This window comes from Myxococcus sp. AB056, from assembly GCF_006547365.1.
In the GTDB taxonomy this organism is placed as follows: domain Bacteria; phylum Myxococcota; class Myxococcia; order Myxococcales; family Myxococcaceae; genus Myxococcus; species Myxococcus virescens.
On the sequence record NZ_VHLB01000015.1, the window covers coordinates 20,423 to 38,511 of the forward strand.

Below are 18,089 nucleotides of genomic sequence, written 5' to 3' on the forward strand. Positions count from 1 at the left end.
TGACGCCTCTCCCCTCCCGCCCCCCTGCGCGGCGAGCGGGCAACCGCCCCCAGGGCAAGGCCCGGCCCTGAGAGCGTCGGACGCTGGACAACCTACCTGCGCCGTCGGGCCGTCGGGCCGCCGAGCGCGTGGGTGTAGGGTGCCGCGTCAATGGTCATCAGCCTGCCGCACGAAAGTGCGCCCGCGGTGCCTGTCGGGGGGGCCGCGCACTTCAGCCTCTCCAGCAGCGCTCGGGTGCTGGGAACTCTCCTCCTGGGTCCGGGAGCCAACATCGCGCAAGGCGCGGTGGTGCGCTCGCACGAAGGCGCCGTGCGGTTGGGCGCCGGCTCGGCCGTACTGGAGAACGGTGTCATCATCGGACTGCCGCAGCAGCCCGTCACGGTGGGAGAGCGTACCTTCCTGGACCACCGCAGCGTCGTAATCGGCGCGGAGGTCGGCGCGCTCTGCAATGTGGGAGGTGGCTCCATCCTCATGCCCGGCGCGCGCATCGGCACGCGCTGCCTGCTGGCGGAAGGAACGCTCATTCCAGCGGGCACCGTGGTGCCGGACGACTCCGTCGTCGTGGGCCGCCCCGGCCGCATTCTCCGTCGAACCACCGCGGATGACCTGGAACGGCTCCGGAAGCGCCGCGGCGGAAGCCTCGACCTGCCGGGCCAGCCACTCACCGCTTTCTCCGCGAGAGATCGCGCAGAGGACGCCCCCATGGGACAGCTCTATACGTTTCGCGACAAGCACCCACTGGTGCACCCCACCGCCACCCTCTTCTCCTCGGCCGAGGTGACAGGGGACGTCATCATCGGCCCGGGCTGCATCATTGGCCCCGGGGTCAAAATCCTCGGGGATGGCAATGGTCCAGTCCGCATCGGCGCGGGCGTGCAGGTGCTGGCCAACACCGTGCTGCACCGGCTGTCGGACCACACGCTGACGCTGGAGGACGGCGCCATCATCGGTCCGGGCTGCACGGTGCATGGCAGCCACGTGGGCGCGAACACCGTGGTGGAGCCGGGTGCCATCCTCTGTGACGGAACGCGGCTGGGACGCGGCAGCTTCGTGGGCGCGGGCAGCCTGGTAAAGCAGGGCAGCGCCTTCGCGGATGGTGCGCACATCGAAGGCTTCCCGGCGACACAGACGGGTACGTTGGCGTCCCTGCCGCCGGTGCCCCGCTGGGCGCTGCGGCCGGAAGACCTGCCGGGGCTGCGGCGCATCGGCTAGCGCGCCCGCATGCTCACCGCTGCCTGTCCGCGTGATTGAAGGCCGCGAGCAGCGTGCCCATGGCATGGAACGCCAGTCCCATGCCCCAGCCGATGGCGGGGTACTGCACCCACCAACCGGGCCCCGAAAACAGGTCGATGAAGGTGAGCCCTCCCATGACGATGGTGTAGCTCGTCGCGTGTGACGCAAGGCCCATGTAGGCCCTGCGCATGCGGCGCTGCGCCTTGTCGCGTCCCGCGCGCGCGGAGATGACGCTCTCCACGGCGGCTTCGCTCACGCCCATCTCCCGGGCCATGGCGAGCAGGTCCTCCCGGGTGAGCGAGCGATCCACGTCCTTGCCCGCCAACGCGCGAGCCGTGGCCTCACGGATGATGTCCGCGGCCTCGTTCTGGGAAAAACTCGGAGGTGCACTGCGCTGCCGTGTGTCCGCCATGGGACGGGGACGCTAGCGCGGCGTATCCGCCACGAAAAGAGAAGCAATCCCCCATGCCCACCAGGAAATCGAAATCGGCGGCGATGGAAGCCGGGGTGCGCTCGAGTCGCTCTATCGGTGAGTGACGCTCCGGGACGCGCGTCCGTGGCAGGGGGGCGCCTCCCGCGGCCGTAATTGAAGGGGACTGAATGCCTCCCGGGACCTCCCGTCAGAAGGAGCAAGACGACGAAACAAGGCCACGGTGGCCATGAACGGGAGGCAGTCATGCGTGGAAAGCTGATGCGGGTGCTTGTGGTCATCGCAATGTCCGTCGGAAGCCCGGTCCTCGCGCAGGGCGTGCATGGCGCCTCCGGAATCCAGGCCCCCAACAACACCCAGGCCTGGGCACGGGGTGGCAGCGTGGATGCCGCGCGGCAGCGCGCGGAGAACGAGCGGCTGGAGCGGGAACGGCAGGCCCGCATCGAACGCGAGAAGAAGGCGCGACAGGAGCGGGAGCGGCAGGCCCGCCTGGAGCGCGCGCGCCAGGAACGGGAGCGTCTGGCCCGCCTGGAACGCGAGCGGCAGGAGCGCGAACGCATCGCCCGCCTGGAGCGTGAGCGGCAGGAGCGTGAACGCATCGCCCGCATCGAACGTGAGCGACAGGAGCGCGAACGCATCGCCCGCCTGGAGCGTGAGCGCCAGGAGCGGGAACGCATCGCCCGTCTGGAGCGTGAGCGGCAGGAGCGCGCACGCTGGAACCGCGACAATCCCATGCACGGGCGCTCCGCGAGCAACTCCCGGCATGGCTAGTCTCCAGAGCATCCACCCCACGGACAGCCCCCGTGGGGTGGATGCTTCAGTCGCGCATTCGCGTAACCCAGCGGTGGAGCAGGTCCACGCCGTGCCGGTCCACCTCCTCCGTGGTGAGTGATTCGTGGCGCGCATGGCGCGGCCTGCCCTTGCCCGGAACGACGGCCGGTGCACGAACTCCAGGCGCTCAATCCACGCGCCGCCACCGCTTGCAGGAACTTGCTGCCCCAGACAGCCGCCTGCGCCTTTCAGCGGTGAACCCGAGTCAAGCGCGCCAGCCCACCAGTGACGGCTTCCGTGCGCTCCACTGCCCCCGGGGGTCGTTCCGCGTCGAAAGGCCCCGACAGAATAATGAGGCGCCCACGCACATGGTGAGGACGATGCCTCCATCCGACGCCGCAGCTCTCGGGAGCAGCCACCGGCAGCCAGCCAGCGAAACCCCCGTCGGGTATCCCTTGGAGCATGCCCACACGGTCCAGTTCTATGAGGACGAGGCAATCGTCATCGACATCGTCGAGGCCTACATCACGGGCGGGCTCGAACGAGGAGACCCGCTCGTCATCATCGCCCAGGCGAGCCACCGGCAGCAGCTCATCGCGCGGCTGGTGGCCTCGGGCGTGGACACCGCAGCGGTCATCGCGAGCGGGCAGCTCACCCTGCTCGAAGCCCGTGAGACACTCGCGCGCTTCATGGTGGGGGGACGCCCGGACTGGGAGCGCTTCCGCGAAGTCATCGGCACCGTGATTGAGCACAGCCTCGCGGCCGCGCGCCCCGGCGTCAAGGTACGCGCCTACGGCGAGATGGTGGATGTCCTCTGCCTGGATGGGATGCCGGACGTGGCGGTGGAGCTGGAGGCACTGTGGAATGACCTCAGCGTGCTGTACCCCCTGTCCCTCCTGTGCACCTACGCCATCGGCCACTTCGGCCAGGCGGCGCACGCACGGCCCTTCCTCGATGTCTGCAAGGCGCACGCACACGTCATTCCCACCGAGCGCTACACACGGCTCGCGGATTCGGAAGGACGGCTGCGAGAAGTCACCCTCCTCCAGCAGCGCGCCCAGGCACTGGAGGCGGAAGTCAAACAGCGGCAGCAGGCGGAGCAGGCCCTCCACGAGGCCCTCCATCGCCGGGATGAATTCCTGGCCCTGGCCGGTCACGAGCTGAAGACGCCCCTGACCGCGCTCCAGCTCCAACTCCAATCACTCCCCTCCGCGGTGGCGCGGAAGGACGGTGGCGGACGCCTGCTGGAGCGGCTGGACAAGGCCATCCGCCATACCGAGCGGCTCGCCACGCACATCGACGGGTTGCTCGACGTCTCCCGCATAGGAGAAGGCCAGGTGCCCTTGATGATGGAGCCGCTCGACCTGTCACGGCTCGTCCGAGAAACGGTTGCCCGCGCCATGACTCCGGCGGCCGAGGCGGACTGCCCCATCCAGTTGAGGGCGGAGGTCCCCATCGAAGGCGTGTGGGACCCGCTGCGGATTCAGCAGGTGGTGGGCAACCTCCTGGTCAACGCCTTCAAGTACGGCAAGGGCCGGCCCATCGAGGTGCGGGTGGACGGCGCACCGGACCACGCGCGCATCCTCGTGAGAGACCACGGCATCGGCATTGCCCCCGAGCACCAGGAGCGCATCTTCCACCGCTTCGAACGCGCCGTTCCCTCGAGCGCCTTTGGAGGACTGGGCCTGGGGCTCTACGCGGCCCGTCAGGTCGTGGTGGCCCACGGCGGCACCCTCCGCGTGGAGAGCGAGTTGGGCCAGGGCGCCACCTTCATCGTGGAGTTGCCCTACCGTCCGCAGTAGCGCGGCGACGGACTCAAATCCAGAAGGCCATGTCGCGCTCGGCGTCCTCGGGCCCCGAGCCCTGGCCGCCCTCCCGCAGCCAGCGGCGATACGCCTCGATGTCGGCGTGGTGCAGGTCCGCCTCCGTGCCGGAGTAGACGCCTCCACCCGGGCCGTCCAGCAGCGCCTCGCGCTGGATATCCATGATGACCACGTCCTGCTGGATGACCTGCCGCGTGTACCACCGCACCAGCGGCATCATGGCGCGTCCCACCAGCGCACCGGGGACATCCACCGGCAACCGATAGCTGATGGCCGTGTAGACGAGGCTGTCCGTAGGCCCGATGGGCGTGCACTGCGAATTGATGACGAAGCCGTGCTCGCCCCACAGGTAGTCCACGCGCGTGACATTGGGGACGTAGAACTTGTCCGTGTGGAGCAGCGGCAGTCCGCGCGGATTGAAGAGCCGGCCCAGGCCCGTGACGGTGTCCTGTGCCTGCTTGTACGTCACCAACACGCTGCCCGCCGTGCGCCGCACCGTGGCCGGCACTCGCTTGCTGGCGGGCCTGCGGAACCAACCTGGATGCACGAAGAGCGTGTGCGGGACGTCCATGAAGTTCTCGACGAGGTTCGTCACCCCGTTCGGGAAGCGCGTCACCATGAAGTAGACGGTCCACCCCTCCTGGTCCCAATAGGGCACGCGGAATGGCGCGGACCGCGCGGGCTCGGCGCCGCCCATGTAGACGAAGACAAGGCCGTCCTGCTCTAGGGTGGGAAAGCGCGTCAGGCGTCCCAGCGCGCAGGGCGCGGTCGCCAGTCCCTCCCGCGCGCAGGCGTCGGCGTCGAGCAACTCGCTTCGCTGCGAGGGCCCCAACGAGGGCACCTCCACCACGGCGCCCGACGCGTCGTAGACCCAGCCGTGATACGGGCAGCCGATGCGGCCATCGAAGACCGCGCCCCGGGACAGCCGCGCGTTGCGGTGCAGACACCGGTCCCGGAGAGCGGTGGGCTGCCCATGTACGTCACGGAAGAGAACCACCCCCGTGCCGAAGAGCGTCCGCGCCAGGGGCTCGCCTTGCTTCAGCTCGGTGGAGAGACACGCCACGTACCAGAAGTCCTTCAGCGCGCCACAGCGCGTGAGGTCGGCTTCGGCTTCCAGGTCCACGTTGGGGGCGGGCGAGGTGTCGCGCGAATACAGACGCAGTGGCGGTCTCATGTGGCGGCTCCGGAGAAATGGTCCGACCAGCCCGTCAGGCGGTGCAGGTCCACGGGCTTGATGTCGCCCGCGCGCTGACCCAGCGCGACGCAGCGGGCCTCGTAGCGGCGAGCCCCGTCCGCCACGCGCACGGCGCGCACCGGACCGAGCTGTCCCAGGGCTCGCGCGTAGCCGTAGTGGTGTCCCTCGCAGAGGGCGTGCTCCACGGCCTCCGCAGCAGCTGCGAGCCGTGGGGCGGGGGCGTCCGTCTCCAGGAACAAGACGTAGGACGGCGCGGGAGTCCACTCGGGCGCCAGCATGGCGAAGCCGGGGCGCGCGCCGCCAAAGAAGTCCGGAAGCACGGCATCCAGCACGGCCCCCACGCGCGTGCCGGCGAGCTTCTCGCCCACCAGGTCACAAACGGCGTCCGCTCGGCCGACGAAGCGAAGGCAGGGCGTCGCGTGTTGGAAGCCCTCCACGCGGACCAGGTCGCCCAGGCGGTAGCGCAGCAGGCCACCCGAGGTGGACAACAACACCGTGTACGTGCGGCCCTGCTCCAGCTCGTGTGCGAGGCGAGGTCGCGAGGTGAGCTGCTCGCTGTCGATGAACTCGAAGAAGTGGCTGCGCACCGCGAGCACGGGGGCGGGCGCATCGAAGAGGGGCACGGTGACGACGCCCTCCGTGGCCAGCAGCCCCTTGCCCTGCACCTCCACGCCCGGAAAGCGGCGGCATGCGGCGGGCAGCGTGTGGGCGGCCTGTGCGTCCGTCCACATGCTGAGGAGCGACAATCGAGGCCACAGCTCGCGAGCGCTCCAGCCACCTCGCAGCACCTCACGCAGCAGCGAAGCCCGCTCCGGGCGCGGAGAGAAGCGCATCTGGGCCAGCACCGCTTGCATCGCGGCTTCATCGTGCGCGGCGCCGGACGCTGGCGGCCGGCAGCGCCCTCGCGTCAGGTCATCGGCCAGTCGCTCCCCGTGCCGCTCCAGCGCGTCCATGAGGAGCGTGAGAAAGCTGGGGTTCCACACGCTGATGAGAGACAGGTCCTCGCGGGCGACGAGATGCCAGAGCGTCACGTAGCGACAGGACTCCACATCCGGCAATGCCCCCACTTCACCGGGCACCGCGAAGATGCGGGACAGCAAGGGGCGCAGCACGCGCGAGAAGTAGGCGCTGTCCTCCGCGCTGCCCACGGGAATGCCGCCCGCGGTGCGGGCCTGCTTTCGCGCCAGTGGGGAGATGGACCAGTAGCTGGCGCCCTCGCGCAACGCGGGCCGGCGGTGGAGCAGCTCGAAGAGCATGGGGGCCAGGGCGCGCTGGAACTCGGCCAGGAGTCCGCGTGTCATGGGCACCCGCTTGCTGGCGCCCGAAGAGCCGCCTGAGAGTTCGAAGCGCAGCACTGGCTCACGCGTGAGCACCCGGGCCTCGCCCGCGGCGATGCGCTCCACGTCCGGAGCCAGCGCGTCCGGAGTCACCCACGGCACAGCGGCCTGGAAGTCACGGGCGTCGCGGATGCGGTGGAAGCCAGGAATGCGCTCCGCTTGCACGCTGCCCGCGGCCGAACGAATCACCCGCTGCAGACACACCGCCTGCGCGGCCTCCGGATGGCGCAAGGCCCGGTAGAAGCGCAGCGCGGAGGGAGCGAGCACGGCCCGCAGGCCGCTCAACGGCAGGGAGGAAGCATCCACGACGGCCTCACGTCCCCACGCGGACACCGGCGTTCCGCAGCCCTCGCCGGGCCCAGCCGCGAAGCTGTCCGGACACGCTCCGCCCCAGCGCCAGGAAGAGGTCCCACCAGCGAATCTCCACCAGGCACACCAGCTCCTCGCCCTCGCCATGGCGCGGATTGCGCTCGGCGAAGAAGGCGATGTCGGGGTGCAGTGCCGCCGCGCGGTCGATGGGCGCGACGCCATCCCGCACGCGATAGTGCGCGCCCTGGAAACGGAGCGTGCCCCGCGATGCGTCGTACTGCGCGCCGAACCAGCGGGTGGCCAGCGCGCGCAGGAAGTCGGCGCGGCCGGGAGGCGGCGTCCAGTCCCGCCGAGGCATCGTCCTGGGGAAGTAGTTCACCGCGAGCAGGTACGTCTTGAAGCCGGCGCTCAACAGCAGCCAGTGCACCGGCCGCAGGGGATGGCGGAGCTTGCGCGACAACACGAAGCGCCCGAAGCACACCTGCAACACCTTGTGGCCCCACCAGTCGGGGTGGATGACCGTGTCGCCCGAATACACCACCTCCACCCGCTGCCCGCCCGCGAGTTCCTCGGCGACGCGCAGCGTGCTGAAGCCCACCAACTCCCCGCCTCGCCGCGTGTGGAGGAGGATGACGTATTGCTTGGCCTCCAGATCCTCGGCGAAGCGCTCCGGCGACACGCCCGTGTAGCAGAGCTGCATCAGCGCCAGCATCTGCCCACGCTGCGCCTCCGTGAGCGCATCACACCGCACCGTCGCCCCCTTGAGCGGCGACATCATGGCCGGGCACGCCCCTGCAACACCTCCGCGTCAGGAGGCTGCCGAAGCTCATGCGTGCGGTCCGGCGACAGCGATACCTCCTGCACGTCGCCCCCGTACCAGTGCACCCGCGCCGTCACCGGCCCCGAGTACCGGCCCAGCCCGAAATGCAGCCGGGCGTCCGCCGATGCGGAGAAGCCGCCCATCAACCCCACCTCCTGCACCTGCTCCACGCGCTTGCCCGCCTCCTCGTAGGAGACGACCACCCGGGTGCCCACCGCGCTCCGGTGTGTGCGACCACCGTGGCCCACCAACGAGAGCCCCACGAAGTGCGCATCCTGACGCCCCTCCAAGCGCAGCGTGTTGCGATACAGCGACACGGGCCCGTGCTGATTGGTGATGAGCGCATCCAGGTCGCCATCCCCATCCATGTCCGACAGCAGCACGCCTCGCGAGTTGTCCGGGTCGTCCAACCCGAGCTCGCGCGCCAGGTCCACGAAGTGTCCGGGCTTCGCGTCGCCCAGGTTGAGGTACGCGCGGCGCGCTTCGTTCGGGTAGATGGTGCGGCCCCGGATGTCGCCCCACTTGTCCGCGTACGTGTGGACCTCCGGACCGGACTGCATCAGCTTGTGATTCACGTACCAGTAGTCCTTGCGCTGGCCGTCGGGGATGCGCCACCGCGCCGCGTCCAGGCGGTCATCCACCATGCCATTGGCCTGCACCAGGTCCGGCCAACCATCGTTGTCCAGGTCTCCCGCCGCCGCGCCCCAGCCGAAGCGCCGCTCGTTGAGCGCGCCTCGGAAGGTGGCCTCGTCCCGGAACTCCGGCGTGAAGGCGTCCTTCCCGGGGCCCACCATCCACAGCAGGCTGCCCTCCGCCTGGAGCGAGTGGTGGACGTTGGAGACGTACAGGTCCAACCAGCCGTTGCGGTCGAAGTCCGCCACGGAGGCATTCATGCCCTTGTACGTGTCCTTTCCAATCTCGCCGAAGAGCCGGCCCGCCACGCGGCGGAAGTGCTTGCCGCCCTCGTTGAGGTAGACGTCGTCCGGCCCGAAGTCGTTGGCCACGTACAGGTCCGTCCACCCGTCGCGATTGAAGTCCACCGTGCTCACCGCCAGCGACCAGTGCGTCTCCGGCATGCCCATCGCGGCGATGTCCACCTTCTCGAAGGTGCCGTCTCCCTTGCCACGATAGAGCGCGTTGAGCCCACCGTTGGCCGCGTTGTGCCAGCCATCATGCATGAAGCGGAACATGCGGCGGTCGTCGGGGTGCTCGGGCTCGGGCAGCCGGAAGAGGTTGAGCGGCACTGGCGGCTCGTAGCCCGGCAGATGCGTGGTCATCACGTTGAGCACGAAGAGGTCCAGGTGTCCGTCCCGGTCGTAGTCCAGGAAGGTGAGACCCAGGCTCACCGCGTGGTCCGTCACGCCCGCGGCCTCCGTCACGTCCTCGAAGCCCGCGGTGCCCGTCTCTCGCAGCGTGTTGCGCAGCAGCCCGACGGGCCCGAAGGCCACCGCCACCGCGAGGTCCAGGTCGCCGTCACCGTCCCAGTCCACGAAGGTGCCGCCGCCCGGCAGGCCCTCTTCCTTGTAGCGGGAGGCGAAGCGCTCCAGCGCGGGCACGGGCACCCGTTCGAAGCGGAGGTCGCCGAGGTTGCGATAGAGGATCGCATGGTCCTCGGGCCGCGCCAGCGGGTGCGTGAGGAACAGGTCCGGCCGGCCGTCCCCGTCGTAGTCCCCCACGGCGACGGAATCCCCCACCGCCACCAGCCACTTCGCGACATGCCCCAGCCGTGGGTCCAGCTCCTCGAGCGTGTTGCCCATGGTGGAGTCGAGCCCCGCGGCCCGCGCCTCCACGCGCTCCATGCGGAACTCCAGCGGCGGGGTCCGGACTCCGGGCGTGGCGGCCAGGGTGTAGCCACCCACCATGAGACCTCCCAGCCCGCCCACCACCGCCGCACGCTTCAGCCAGCCGGAGGACACCAGCGTGCTCAGCGACTCGCGCAACCCTCGCTGCCAGGCGGCTCGCGCGTGGAGGAAGAGGAAGCGGACCGTGGCGCACGTGAGGGCCGCATAGAAGAACGTGTAGACGCTCTCCTTGAAGTGCAGCACCAGGTCCACCAGCGTGACCGCCAGCGCCAGCAGTATCTGCCCGCGCCGCGTGCCCGGTGACGTGGCCGGGTCGGTGAGCATGTAGAAGACGAAGATGAAGAACGACGGCGCGCCCAACGTACCGAGGAAGAGGACCTCCGGCGGCAGGTGGTGCCGGAGCACATAGGCGCGCAGCGCCGTCTGGAGTGCGTAGAAGAAGAGGAAGCTGACTACCAGCCACCCGCGCCCCACCCGGAAGAAGAAGAGCACCAGCGCCGCCATGAGGATGAAGGCGGAGAGGGCCACCTCCCCGTTGGCCCACTGGTAGGCGGGCGCGGCGGTGATGAGCTCGCGCGTGAAGAGCAGCGACATGGCCACGCCGAACATGGACGGATTGAAGACGTGGCGCCCCTGGAAGGTGAGCACGTACTTCGAGCCAATGGCGATCCACACCGGGAGGAGGAGCAGCCAGCTCGAATGCGAGTAGTTGAGCAGCAGCGCCAGCGAGCAGCAGGAGATGTACGCGCTCAGGGGGACGACCTTCTGCCGCTTCAGTCCCCAACCCAGCGCGACGTCCAGCACGCTGCCCGTCACCACGATGGCGGCCATCTGCCACGGGCTGCGGTTGAAGCCGAAGAAGGTGAAGCCGAGCACGCCGTAGAGCGTCAGCAGGAAGGCGAAGGGCAGGCGCGGGTCGTTCCAACGAGGCCAGACCCACCCCCAGCGCTCGACGCGCGGCGCCGTGTGTTGCGGGATGTACACCTGTGCAGCCGGGCTCACCCCGGGACCAACGCTCATGGAAGCCCGCCTCCCGCCGAAGCGCGTCGCCGCGCGCGTGCGGAGCGTGCCCCGTGGAGCGCGCCCTGTCCAATCAGGTCAGGGGCTTGCAAGAGCCCCTGCTGTCCATGCATCCATGCCATGCCCGGGGCGTTGCAAACTCCGGGCACAGGCCCTTCAGCACGCGCGCTTTCCGATGCTCTCTCCGCACACCCGAGCCCTTCTCGCCATCCTGGCCGCTGTCTGCATCGTGGCGGCGGCCGGGTTTCGTCACGCGCAGAATGTGAAGGGCTCACGAGGCGGACGCATCTCCGGTCCCAAGCTGGCGTGGCTCTTCTACGCGGTGTTCCTGTGGTTCCTCGCGTGCCCGCTGGTGGCGCTGGACGTGGCCGTGCCGGAGGAGGCGCGAGGCGTGCTGGGCGCGTTCGCCGCCTTCATGTGGCTGCGAGGCGTGGCGGAGCTGTACCTGCTCTACGGCGTGAAGCGCTGGCGGCCTCCGTATGGCGTGGCCCATGACGTGGCGTGCATCGCCCTGGTGCTCGGTGGCCTGTTCTGGGGCCGGGCGCGGTGGCTCGGCGTGCTCGGCCCCGAGGACCTGTGGGCCCTGGCCTTCCTGGGGCTGGTGCTCGTGAGCCTGTTCGTCGAGGTCGCCTACGCGGCCCTGTTCTTCCACGCCGTGGAAGGACGAACCACGGGTGAGGACGGCATCTGGTTCGCGGACGAAGAGCAGGCCCGGTTCCGCCGCATCAACCGGCTGACACTTGCGCTCAACGTGCCCCTGTACGCGGGACTGGTGGGCCTGCTGGCGGTGGGGGCGTGGTAACGCTTCCGCTGCCGTTTCTGGAGATCAAGAGTAGACATACCCTTGGGGGTCTTCTTTCCGTATACTGACCTGACAGGTCATACCGAATGCACTCATTCTCCATCCTCTCAGAGGCCAGTGCGCCCCAGGACTGCCTCATTGCCCAAGTTCCCGCGCCCTTGATCCCCAAGAAGTGGCGAATCAGCGCGGGACTGCCAATGGGACATCACTTCCCGCCCAATCTCATCTTTCAGATGGACCGTGGGCACCCGGGCCAAGCCATCCCAGACCTCGTGAGTAACACAGAACGCATCAGCATCGTGTCCGGCAAACTCAAGTCCTTACTGGAACAGCATGCAGCAGCCCGCATCGAATTCCTTCCCATCTCCATTGCCCGCGCCAATGGGAGAATCGCCGCGAAGGACTACTTCATCGCCAACGTGCTGGACCATGTCGATTGTGTCGACAAGGCGCGCAGCGAGGTGGAAGAGCTAAACCCCGACCCAACGATGCTTTCAGGGCTTTTCCGTCTCCAAGTCCATTCGTCCCAAATCCCAGCTGAAGCCCGTCTTTTCCGGCTCAAGAGCATGCCACCCGCAGTGCTGATCCGAGACGACCTGCGAGCCATCCTCGATGCCGCCAGCATCACTGGGGTGAAGTACATCACCATGGGCGAAGAGTGCACCATCTACTGACTCCGGACTTGCCTCTGCCAGTCGTCAAAAATTCCTGATGCACCAGACGCCCCCTCGGAACGGGTTCGGCATGGCTGCCAGTACTGGTAGTTTGCCCCGGAGCAGCTTGGACCTCCTGCCGAATCGAAAAATCATGGGACACCCTACCCTCGAGAACGAAACGCCCTTTGCCTTCGACATGATGGGGCTCGCCGACGAGGACGGGAGGCCACTGCTTCTACTCGTCGTGAAGGCCACGTACGACTTCGGAACGTCTGGGCTCAAGCTCGCGGGTGAACAGTTGCCCGTGACGTGGGGCGGCGAGTCCTGGGGCAAGCCCGGAGAGTCCAGCGACAAGTACGAACCCGAGAGCGCCTTCATCAAGCTGGCCACGGACGTAGCGCTGATTGGACATGCCTACCCGCCACAGAAGGGCGCCACCGAGGCGCTGGTGGCTCTTCAGGTCGGGCCGCTGAAGAAGGCCGTGCGCGTCGTGGGTGAGCGGACCTGGTTCAAGAGCATGGGGCATATCGCTGCCACCAAGCCGCTCCCCTTCGACAAGATTCCGCTCACGTGGGAGCGCGCTTTCGGCGGTTGGGACCGGACGGACACCGCGAAGCCAGCCTTCGAGCCGCGCAACCCCGTGGGTGTGGGCTTCCGCGCCAGTCCTCGCCACTTCGAAGAGGGACTGAAGTTGCCCAACCTGGAGGACCCCGCCACGGAGCCCCTGCGCGACTTCGGCCAGAAGGTGGTGCCCGCGGGCTTCGGCTTCACCTCCCCGCACTGGCAGCCTCGCGCCAGGTATGGCGGCACCTACGACGAGTCCTGGAACAAGTTGCGCAAGCCCTTGCTGCCCAAGGACTTCGACCGGCGGTTCTTCAACGCCGCCGCGCCGGGCCTCATCGCTCCCGGGTACCTGAAGGGGGACGAGCCAGTCATCATCGCTGGCGCCTCTCCCAAGGGCCGCCTGTCCTTCGCGCTTCCGGGCCAGGCCGCTCCGGTCGTTACCGTGGCGCTCGCAGGGGGCGAGGACGCGACGCCCCCCATGCACCTGGACACCGTGACCCTGGATACCGACGAAGAGCAGGTGACGCTCCTCTGGCGTGGACACGTCGCCCTGGGAGAGGGCCTCCACGATGTGCGGGGCCTGAAGGTCACCGCCCAGGGTATGCGCGCGCCCAAGCCGGCCTGAGCGGGGCCTGCGTAGGGACATGTCTCCAGCGGCGCCGCCGCGCTCCAGCTTCACGGGGGGGCCTGGCTCGCACCGCGTGGCCCCGCCGGGGTATTCTGTTCCCCTGGAGGTGGCAGGTATGGCGGTCAATACCGGTGTGAACAAGATGTCCGTGGTGACGAAGGACAGCGGCGGCGTCACCGTTGCCTTTCCGGACGTGTGCAAGACGCCCAGCCCGGCCGGGCCCGTGCCCATCCCCTACCCCAACGTGGCCCAGTCCTCCGACACCGACAAGGGCACGAAGAAGGTCTCCGTGGCCGGCAACCCGGTGTGCGTGAAGGACTCCAACTTCAAGATGAGCACCGGAGACGAAGCCGGCACCGCGGGCGGGGGCGTGGCCTCCAGCAAGACGAAGGGCAAGGCGGAGTTCGTCAACTTCTCCTTCGACGTGAAGTTCGAAGGGAAGAACGTGGCGCGCGCCTTCGACCTGATGCTCCACAACGACAAGAACACGCCGCCGTTCCCCGTCATGCAGGGGCCCGTCATCGCCATGGGCGGCAATGAAGGCAAGCCCCAGTGCCTGGTCTGCGAAGAAGACATCTAACAACGCGCCACGATGTCACTTCCTCCCGGTAGCCCCCTTCCCTCCGAGCGACACGACGCATCCATTCGGATGGACATGGCCAGAGACTTCCTCGCGGACGCGTCCTTCTTCTGGACGCTGCGTGAGCAAGGGCTCCTCGCCCCCGACTATTCCCTGCAGGAAATCCAAGCAGGGCCCGAGCAACGGCTGCTCGCGTGCCTGGATGCGTTGCAGCTCGGAGGTCCTCGAGTCACCCGGGAGTTGTTGCTGCCGGCGCTGTCGTCGGACGAGCCAGAGCAGGTGGCCTGTGCCGCCAGCGTCCTCTTGTCGCAGCCCGGGCAGGAACACCTCGGCGTCGTGCTCTCCACGCTGGCGGACGAAGGCGGTGCCCATCCTTCGAGCCACGGAGCCGCATGGGCGCTGGAGCTCCACCCGAGCCCTCGCGCTGTTCCCCAGCTCCTCACTTTGCTCGACGAAGGCGCCCCCGCCGTGCAGGCACGGGTGCTCGACATCCTGACGGCATGGGGGACGGCTCCGTCCCAGAAACTGGATGAGGCCGTTACGTCGAAGGATAGCGCCCTCGCCCAGGCGGGACTGCGCGCCGCCCGTCGCTTCCCTTCCCGGCTGGAACGCGCCGCGCTTCAACGAGCCCTGGAGTCCAACGACGCGGAGGTCCGCAACACGGCGCTGGAGACCGCCTTGCGTCTGGGCCACGGCTCCGCATGGACCCACTGTGTCGACGCCGTCCATCGCAAGGATGCAGGCTGGGGAGCTTCCGCAGCACTCCTCGCGATGGGGGGCGACCCTCAAGAGTTGGACCTGCTCCTGAAGGCACTCCAAGAGCCAGCGCTGCGAAAAGAGGCGCTCTGGGCGCTGGGGCTCAGCGGGCGCGTCGCCGCCGTGGGCCCCCTTCTGGAGGCCATGAAGGACGAGTCGGTCTCTCAGGTGGCGGCGGAGGCCTTTTGCGCCATCACCGGCCTCGTCCTCACCGGACCGTTCGTGTCGGAGGCGGAGCCCTGGCCCCCCGATACACCCGAAGATGAAGAAGCGCCGCCCCTGGGCCCTGAACACGCCCTCCCTGTGCCTGCGCCGGGAGCCGTGGCGAACTGGTGGCAGCAGGTCCAGAAGGATTTCTCGCCCCAGGTCCGGTACCTCGGCGGGAAGCCCTTCAGCACCGAGACGCTCCTCAATGCCCTGATGACGGGCCCCATGCGCAGACGCGCAGCACTGGCGCTCGAGCTGGCCATCCGGAGCCAGGGCGCATTCCAGCTTCGCGTCCGCGATTGGGCTCCGAGGCAATGGAAGACACTCCAGGCAGCGAAGGCGGGCCTGCAGGGGCGATTGCCGCTGGGGCCATTCCGCGCCTTCTCGCCCCCGGCTGTCCTGGCCGACGAGTCCCCCGTGCAAACGGACGCGCTCTTCCAGCGCGTGCTCTGGCAGCGTCCGCCCCCTCCGGGAGCACTCGCCATCACGGGCCTCGGGATGGTGTCGTCGCTGGGCGATGGCGTGGTGGGGAGCTGCGCGGCCGCTCGCGTGGGCGTGGCCCGGCCAGACGGGCTCGAGGACCTCACCTTCGTGGACGAGGACTCGGGTGAGTCGCTCCCCGTAACGGGACATGCCATCCCGCATCTCACGCAAGGGTACGCAGGTGTGGGGCGCCTGGTACGGCTGGGGACGGTTGCCCTGGCGGACCTCCAACATCACTCCGGCATGCAGGCGGGGCCGCGCACGGGCATCTTCCTCAACCTTCCCAGTGGCTTCCTCCTGGAGGCCGCGGAGCGACAGGAGCGACAGGCCGCCAGCGAAGAGACGGAGCCCGACGGTGCGGCAGGGGACGCTGATGCCTCCTCTGATTTCGACGAAACGCCGCTGCTCGCCGAGACACTTCGCGAGCGCTACGCCGAGACACTCCTGCCCCGGCTGCTCGCGCAGGCCGCCGTACCGGGGGGCGTCACCCAGCAGGCCGTCTTCTTCGGAGACTCCCCCGGTTTCGTCACGGCCATGCGTGCCGCGGAACGCGCGCTGCGGTCCGGTGCGCTGGACCGATGCATCGTGGGAGGCATCGACAGCATCGTCGAGCTCGAGTGGCTGGACGCGCTGGACGCACTCCGAATGCTGAAGACGCGTGAGCGGCCCACCGGGCTGATGCCTGGCGAGGGCGCGGCCTTCGTACTCCTGGAACTCGCGGACGCGGCCTCTCGCCGCGGCACGCCAGCCGTCGCCTACGTCGACGCCATGGCCGCGTCCTCCGAACCCGAACACCTGTTCGCAGGCAGGCCGCACGTCGGCGTGGCCCTGTCCTCCGTCATCGCGGAGGTGCTCGGGAGCCTCGAGGACCGTGGCCAGACGACGGGGCTTGTCATCGCGGACCTCGACGGCACCGTTCCCCGAGCGCAGGACTGGGGCTACGCGCAGCTACGGCTGAACAGCGCGCCCCTGAAGGAGGCTGTCACCTGGTACCCCGCGGATGTGTGGGGAGGGCTGGGCGCCGCGACCGGTGCCGTTGCGGTCTGCATGGCGGCGCGCGGGTTCGCGAGGGGCTACCTGCCCACGTCAGGCGTCCTGACCTGGCTCTGGGGATGGAACGGGGAGCGGGCGGCCTTCCACCTGCGCCCGCCCTCTGCACGCTGAGGCAGGCTTCAGCGCGCGAGCCGAGGGAGCATCCGGTACTCGGGGTGGGTCCGCAATTGCCGGCCCTCCGCCAACCGGAGCAGGGCAAGGCCCTCGACGAAGATGTGGCGCTCGGTCTGGAAGCGCTCTGGATTGGACGGCACGCCCGCGTCCTTGAACTCTCGCGCCCGTTCGACCAGCAACTCTTCTAGCGCCAGGTCGAACGCGTCCTGGTCCGCAGACGCGAGGGCTTCGCACACGGCGAGCCGCGTGGAACCCGTGTCGGCGGAGCACTGCTGGAAAGCGGAGAGGGCACGCTCGGCCCCAGCGGAGAGCCCCTGGGTTCCCGCGAGCAAGAGCTCGTGGAGGAAGTCCGCGTAACGGAAGTCATCCTCGAACTCGTCCTTCTCCGACCATTGGCGGGGCGAATGCCGGGCGATTTCTTGCGCCAGGCCGGCCTCGCCAGCGGCGAGCGCATCGAACAGTGGCTCCGTGCGGCTGGCACACGCAAACCGCCCTGGAGTCACGTCCGAACGCGCATGGGCTTCGACCAGCAAATCCCTGCGGGCGGTGGCGGACTGGCGCAGGCATCGCCGGAAGGCGGGCGTGTCCGCCTCCACCAGCAAGGTGCTGATGGCGGCGATGCGAAGGTACGTAGAGAGCCGCGTCAGGAGCGTCTCTCGCTGGATCGCTGTGAGCGGCTGCTTCAGGCCCTTCTCCAGCTCCTCAACCGCAAAAAACGCATTCTCGCGAATGAAGTCCATCTTCAGCATCGACGAGCTCCCGCTGACTGTTCCAGCCTCAAGGTGAATGCACGGCTCAAGCTCGCCCGCGGAACTCGGAGCCAAAGTCCTCCAGTTCCTGGATCAACACGCCCAGGCAGTCTTCGTCAACGAGTCGCTGGCCCAGGTCTCCACGAACCAGAATGAGCCTGGTCTGCTCCGCGAGCCTGAAGATCTTCACGTCCTTGGGGATCTTCTTCTCATTGAGGACCAGCCGCCGGAAATGCAGCACCTGATTCTTCAGGATGGCGTTCATGCTGAAGTCGGACTTCTTCGCGTCCATGCACGCGACCGTCCCCAGCACGTTGGCGATGTAATAGGGCGTGGTCAGGACTTTCTTGCGGGGTGTCCGGAGACGAATGGGCAGGTATTCGATGGAACCCGCTGGCGTCTCCTCCTCCAGGATGCCCTTGAGCTTTTCGGACACCACCCGCATCGCGAACGAGTTCGGGATGCTGTCCGTCAGCGTGCTGCCCCCCTCCTTCGACAAGTCGAAGACGAGGCCCTTCGGGAACCATTCCTCACAGCGGATACCCTCTGTGAGGAGGTAACCGCGCCCATCCAGCTCTTCCTTGCGGGAAGAGTCGAGCCACGCGAAGGACTCGTCCTCGTCGTCGTCCACCCAGGGGTAGTAACTCACGGCAATCCGCTCCACTTCAGCGCTTCTTCGCCAAGCCCCGCGTCTTCGGAGCTGATGACTCCCCACGCGTGGTGAGGCATCCGGTGGAGATCCGAGCCGCGCGACACC

The 18,089-nt window shown here is 68.4% G+C and carries 15 protein-coding genes; 8 read left to right on the forward strand and 7 right to left on the reverse strand.

Annotated features, from left to right (window positions below; translation table 11 throughout):
• The first annotated feature begins 150 nt into the window (after positions 1-150).
• Entirely contained in the window at positions 151-1,212 is a 1,062-nt protein-coding gene (locus FMP39_RS09575; RefSeq protein ID WP_141589644.1) for a gamma carbonic anhydrase family protein, read from the forward strand.
• Between the two features lie 13 nt (positions 1,213-1,225).
• Here FMP39_RS09575 and FMP39_RS09580 read toward each other — a convergent pair whose 3' ends face one another.
• A complete protein-coding gene (locus FMP39_RS09580; RefSeq protein WP_141589645.1) occupies positions 1,226-1,645 on the reverse strand; it encodes a 2TM domain-containing protein in 420 nt (139 codons plus the stop codon).
• A 264-nt stretch (positions 1,646-1,909) separates the two neighbouring features.
• On the opposite strand from FMP39_RS09580, the gene FMP39_RS09585 reads away from it, so the two are divergent.
• Positions 1,910-2,434, forward strand: a complete 525-nt coding sequence (locus FMP39_RS09585; RefSeq protein ID WP_194858318.1) for a hypothetical protein — start codon at positions 1,910-1,912, stop codon at positions 2,432-2,434.
• A 380-nt stretch (positions 2,435-2,814) separates the two neighbouring features.
• The gene (locus FMP39_RS09590) at positions 2,815-4,236 is read left to right on the forward strand and encodes an ATP-binding protein (protein ID WP_194858319.1); all 1,422 of its coding nucleotides are present in this window, start codon (positions 2,815-2,817) and stop codon (positions 4,234-4,236) included.
• 13 nt (positions 4,237-4,249) lie between these two features.
• Here FMP39_RS09590 and FMP39_RS09595 read toward each other — a convergent pair whose 3' ends face one another.
• Genes FMP39_RS09595 through FMP39_RS09610 form a run of 4 tightly spaced genes read right to left on the reverse strand, consistent with a single transcriptional unit; the run spans position 4,250 to position 10,740 of the window.
• Positions 4,250-5,431: an aromatic ring-hydroxylating dioxygenase subunit alpha gene (locus FMP39_RS09595; RefSeq protein ID WP_141589647.1), complete on the reverse strand. Its 1,182-nt coding sequence runs from the start codon at positions 5,429-5,431 to the stop codon at positions 4,250-4,252.
• Positions 5,428-7,095 carry a GH3 auxin-responsive promoter family protein gene (locus tag FMP39_RS09600; RefSeq protein ID WP_141589648.1) on the reverse strand — a complete coding sequence of 556 codons (1,668 nt, stop codon included), beginning with the start codon at positions 7,093-7,095 and terminating at the stop codon, positions 5,428-5,430. The genes FMP39_RS09595 and FMP39_RS09600 overlap by 4 nt, the downstream gene beginning before the upstream one ends.
• Before the next feature lie 7 nt (positions 7,096-7,102).
• A complete protein-coding gene (locus tag FMP39_RS09605) occupies positions 7,103-7,876 on the reverse strand; it encodes a hypothetical protein (protein ID WP_141589649.1) in 774 nt (257 codons plus the stop codon).
• Positions 7,873-10,740 carry an FG-GAP-like repeat-containing protein gene (locus tag FMP39_RS09610; protein WP_141589650.1) on the reverse strand — a complete coding sequence of 956 codons (2,868 nt, stop codon included), beginning with the start codon at positions 10,738-10,740 and terminating at the stop codon, positions 7,873-7,875. The genes FMP39_RS09605 and FMP39_RS09610 overlap by 4 nt, the downstream gene beginning before the upstream one ends.
• 175 nt (positions 10,741-10,915) lie before the next feature.
• Here FMP39_RS09610 and FMP39_RS09615 point away from each other — a divergent pair, with 175 nt between their 5' ends.
• The 5 genes from FMP39_RS09615 (at position 10,916) to FMP39_RS09635 (ending at position 16,580) form a co-directional block, all read left to right on the forward strand.
• On the forward strand, positions 10,916-11,542 hold the full coding sequence (locus FMP39_RS09615) for a hypothetical protein (protein WP_141589651.1): 627 nt from the start codon (positions 10,916-10,918) through the stop codon (positions 11,540-11,542).
• A 158-nt stretch (positions 11,543-11,700) separates the two neighbouring features.
• Positions 11,701-12,216 carry a DUF1629 domain-containing protein gene (locus FMP39_RS09620; RefSeq protein WP_228557836.1) on the forward strand — a complete coding sequence of 172 codons (516 nt, stop codon included), beginning with the start codon at positions 11,701-11,703 and terminating at the stop codon, positions 12,214-12,216.
• Positions 12,217-12,349: 133 nt separating this feature from the next.
• Positions 12,350-13,387 (forward strand): DUF2169 domain-containing protein, encoded by a 1,038-nt coding sequence (locus tag FMP39_RS09625; RefSeq protein ID WP_141589653.1) that lies wholly within the window; start codon positions 12,350-12,352, stop codon positions 13,385-13,387.
• Between the two features lie 118 nt (positions 13,388-13,505).
• Positions 13,506-13,970, forward strand: coding sequence for a DUF4150 domain-containing protein (locus tag FMP39_RS09630; RefSeq protein ID WP_090493726.1), 465 nt, complete (start codon positions 13,506-13,508; stop codon positions 13,968-13,970).
• 75 nt (positions 13,971-14,045) lie between these two features.
• Positions 14,046-16,580: a TIGR02270 family protein gene (locus FMP39_RS09635; protein ID WP_194858320.1), complete on the forward strand. Its 2,535-nt coding sequence runs from the start codon at positions 14,046-14,048 to the stop codon at positions 16,578-16,580.
• Positions 16,581-16,588: 8 nt separating this feature from the next.
• Here FMP39_RS09635 and FMP39_RS09640 read toward each other — a convergent pair whose 3' ends face one another.
• Together FMP39_RS09640 and FMP39_RS09645 are read right to left on the reverse strand one after the other, a co-directional pair.
• Positions 16,589-17,332: an immunity 49 family protein gene (locus FMP39_RS09640; RefSeq protein WP_140869412.1), complete on the reverse strand. Its 744-nt coding sequence runs from the start codon at positions 17,330-17,332 to the stop codon at positions 16,589-16,591.
• 46 nt (positions 17,333-17,378) lie between these two features.
• Complete coding sequence (locus FMP39_RS09645; protein ID WP_141589655.1) at positions 17,379-17,981, reverse strand: DUF1629 domain-containing protein; 603 nt, start codon at positions 17,979-17,981, stop codon at positions 17,379-17,381.
• Positions 17,982-18,089 lie beyond the last annotated feature (108 nt).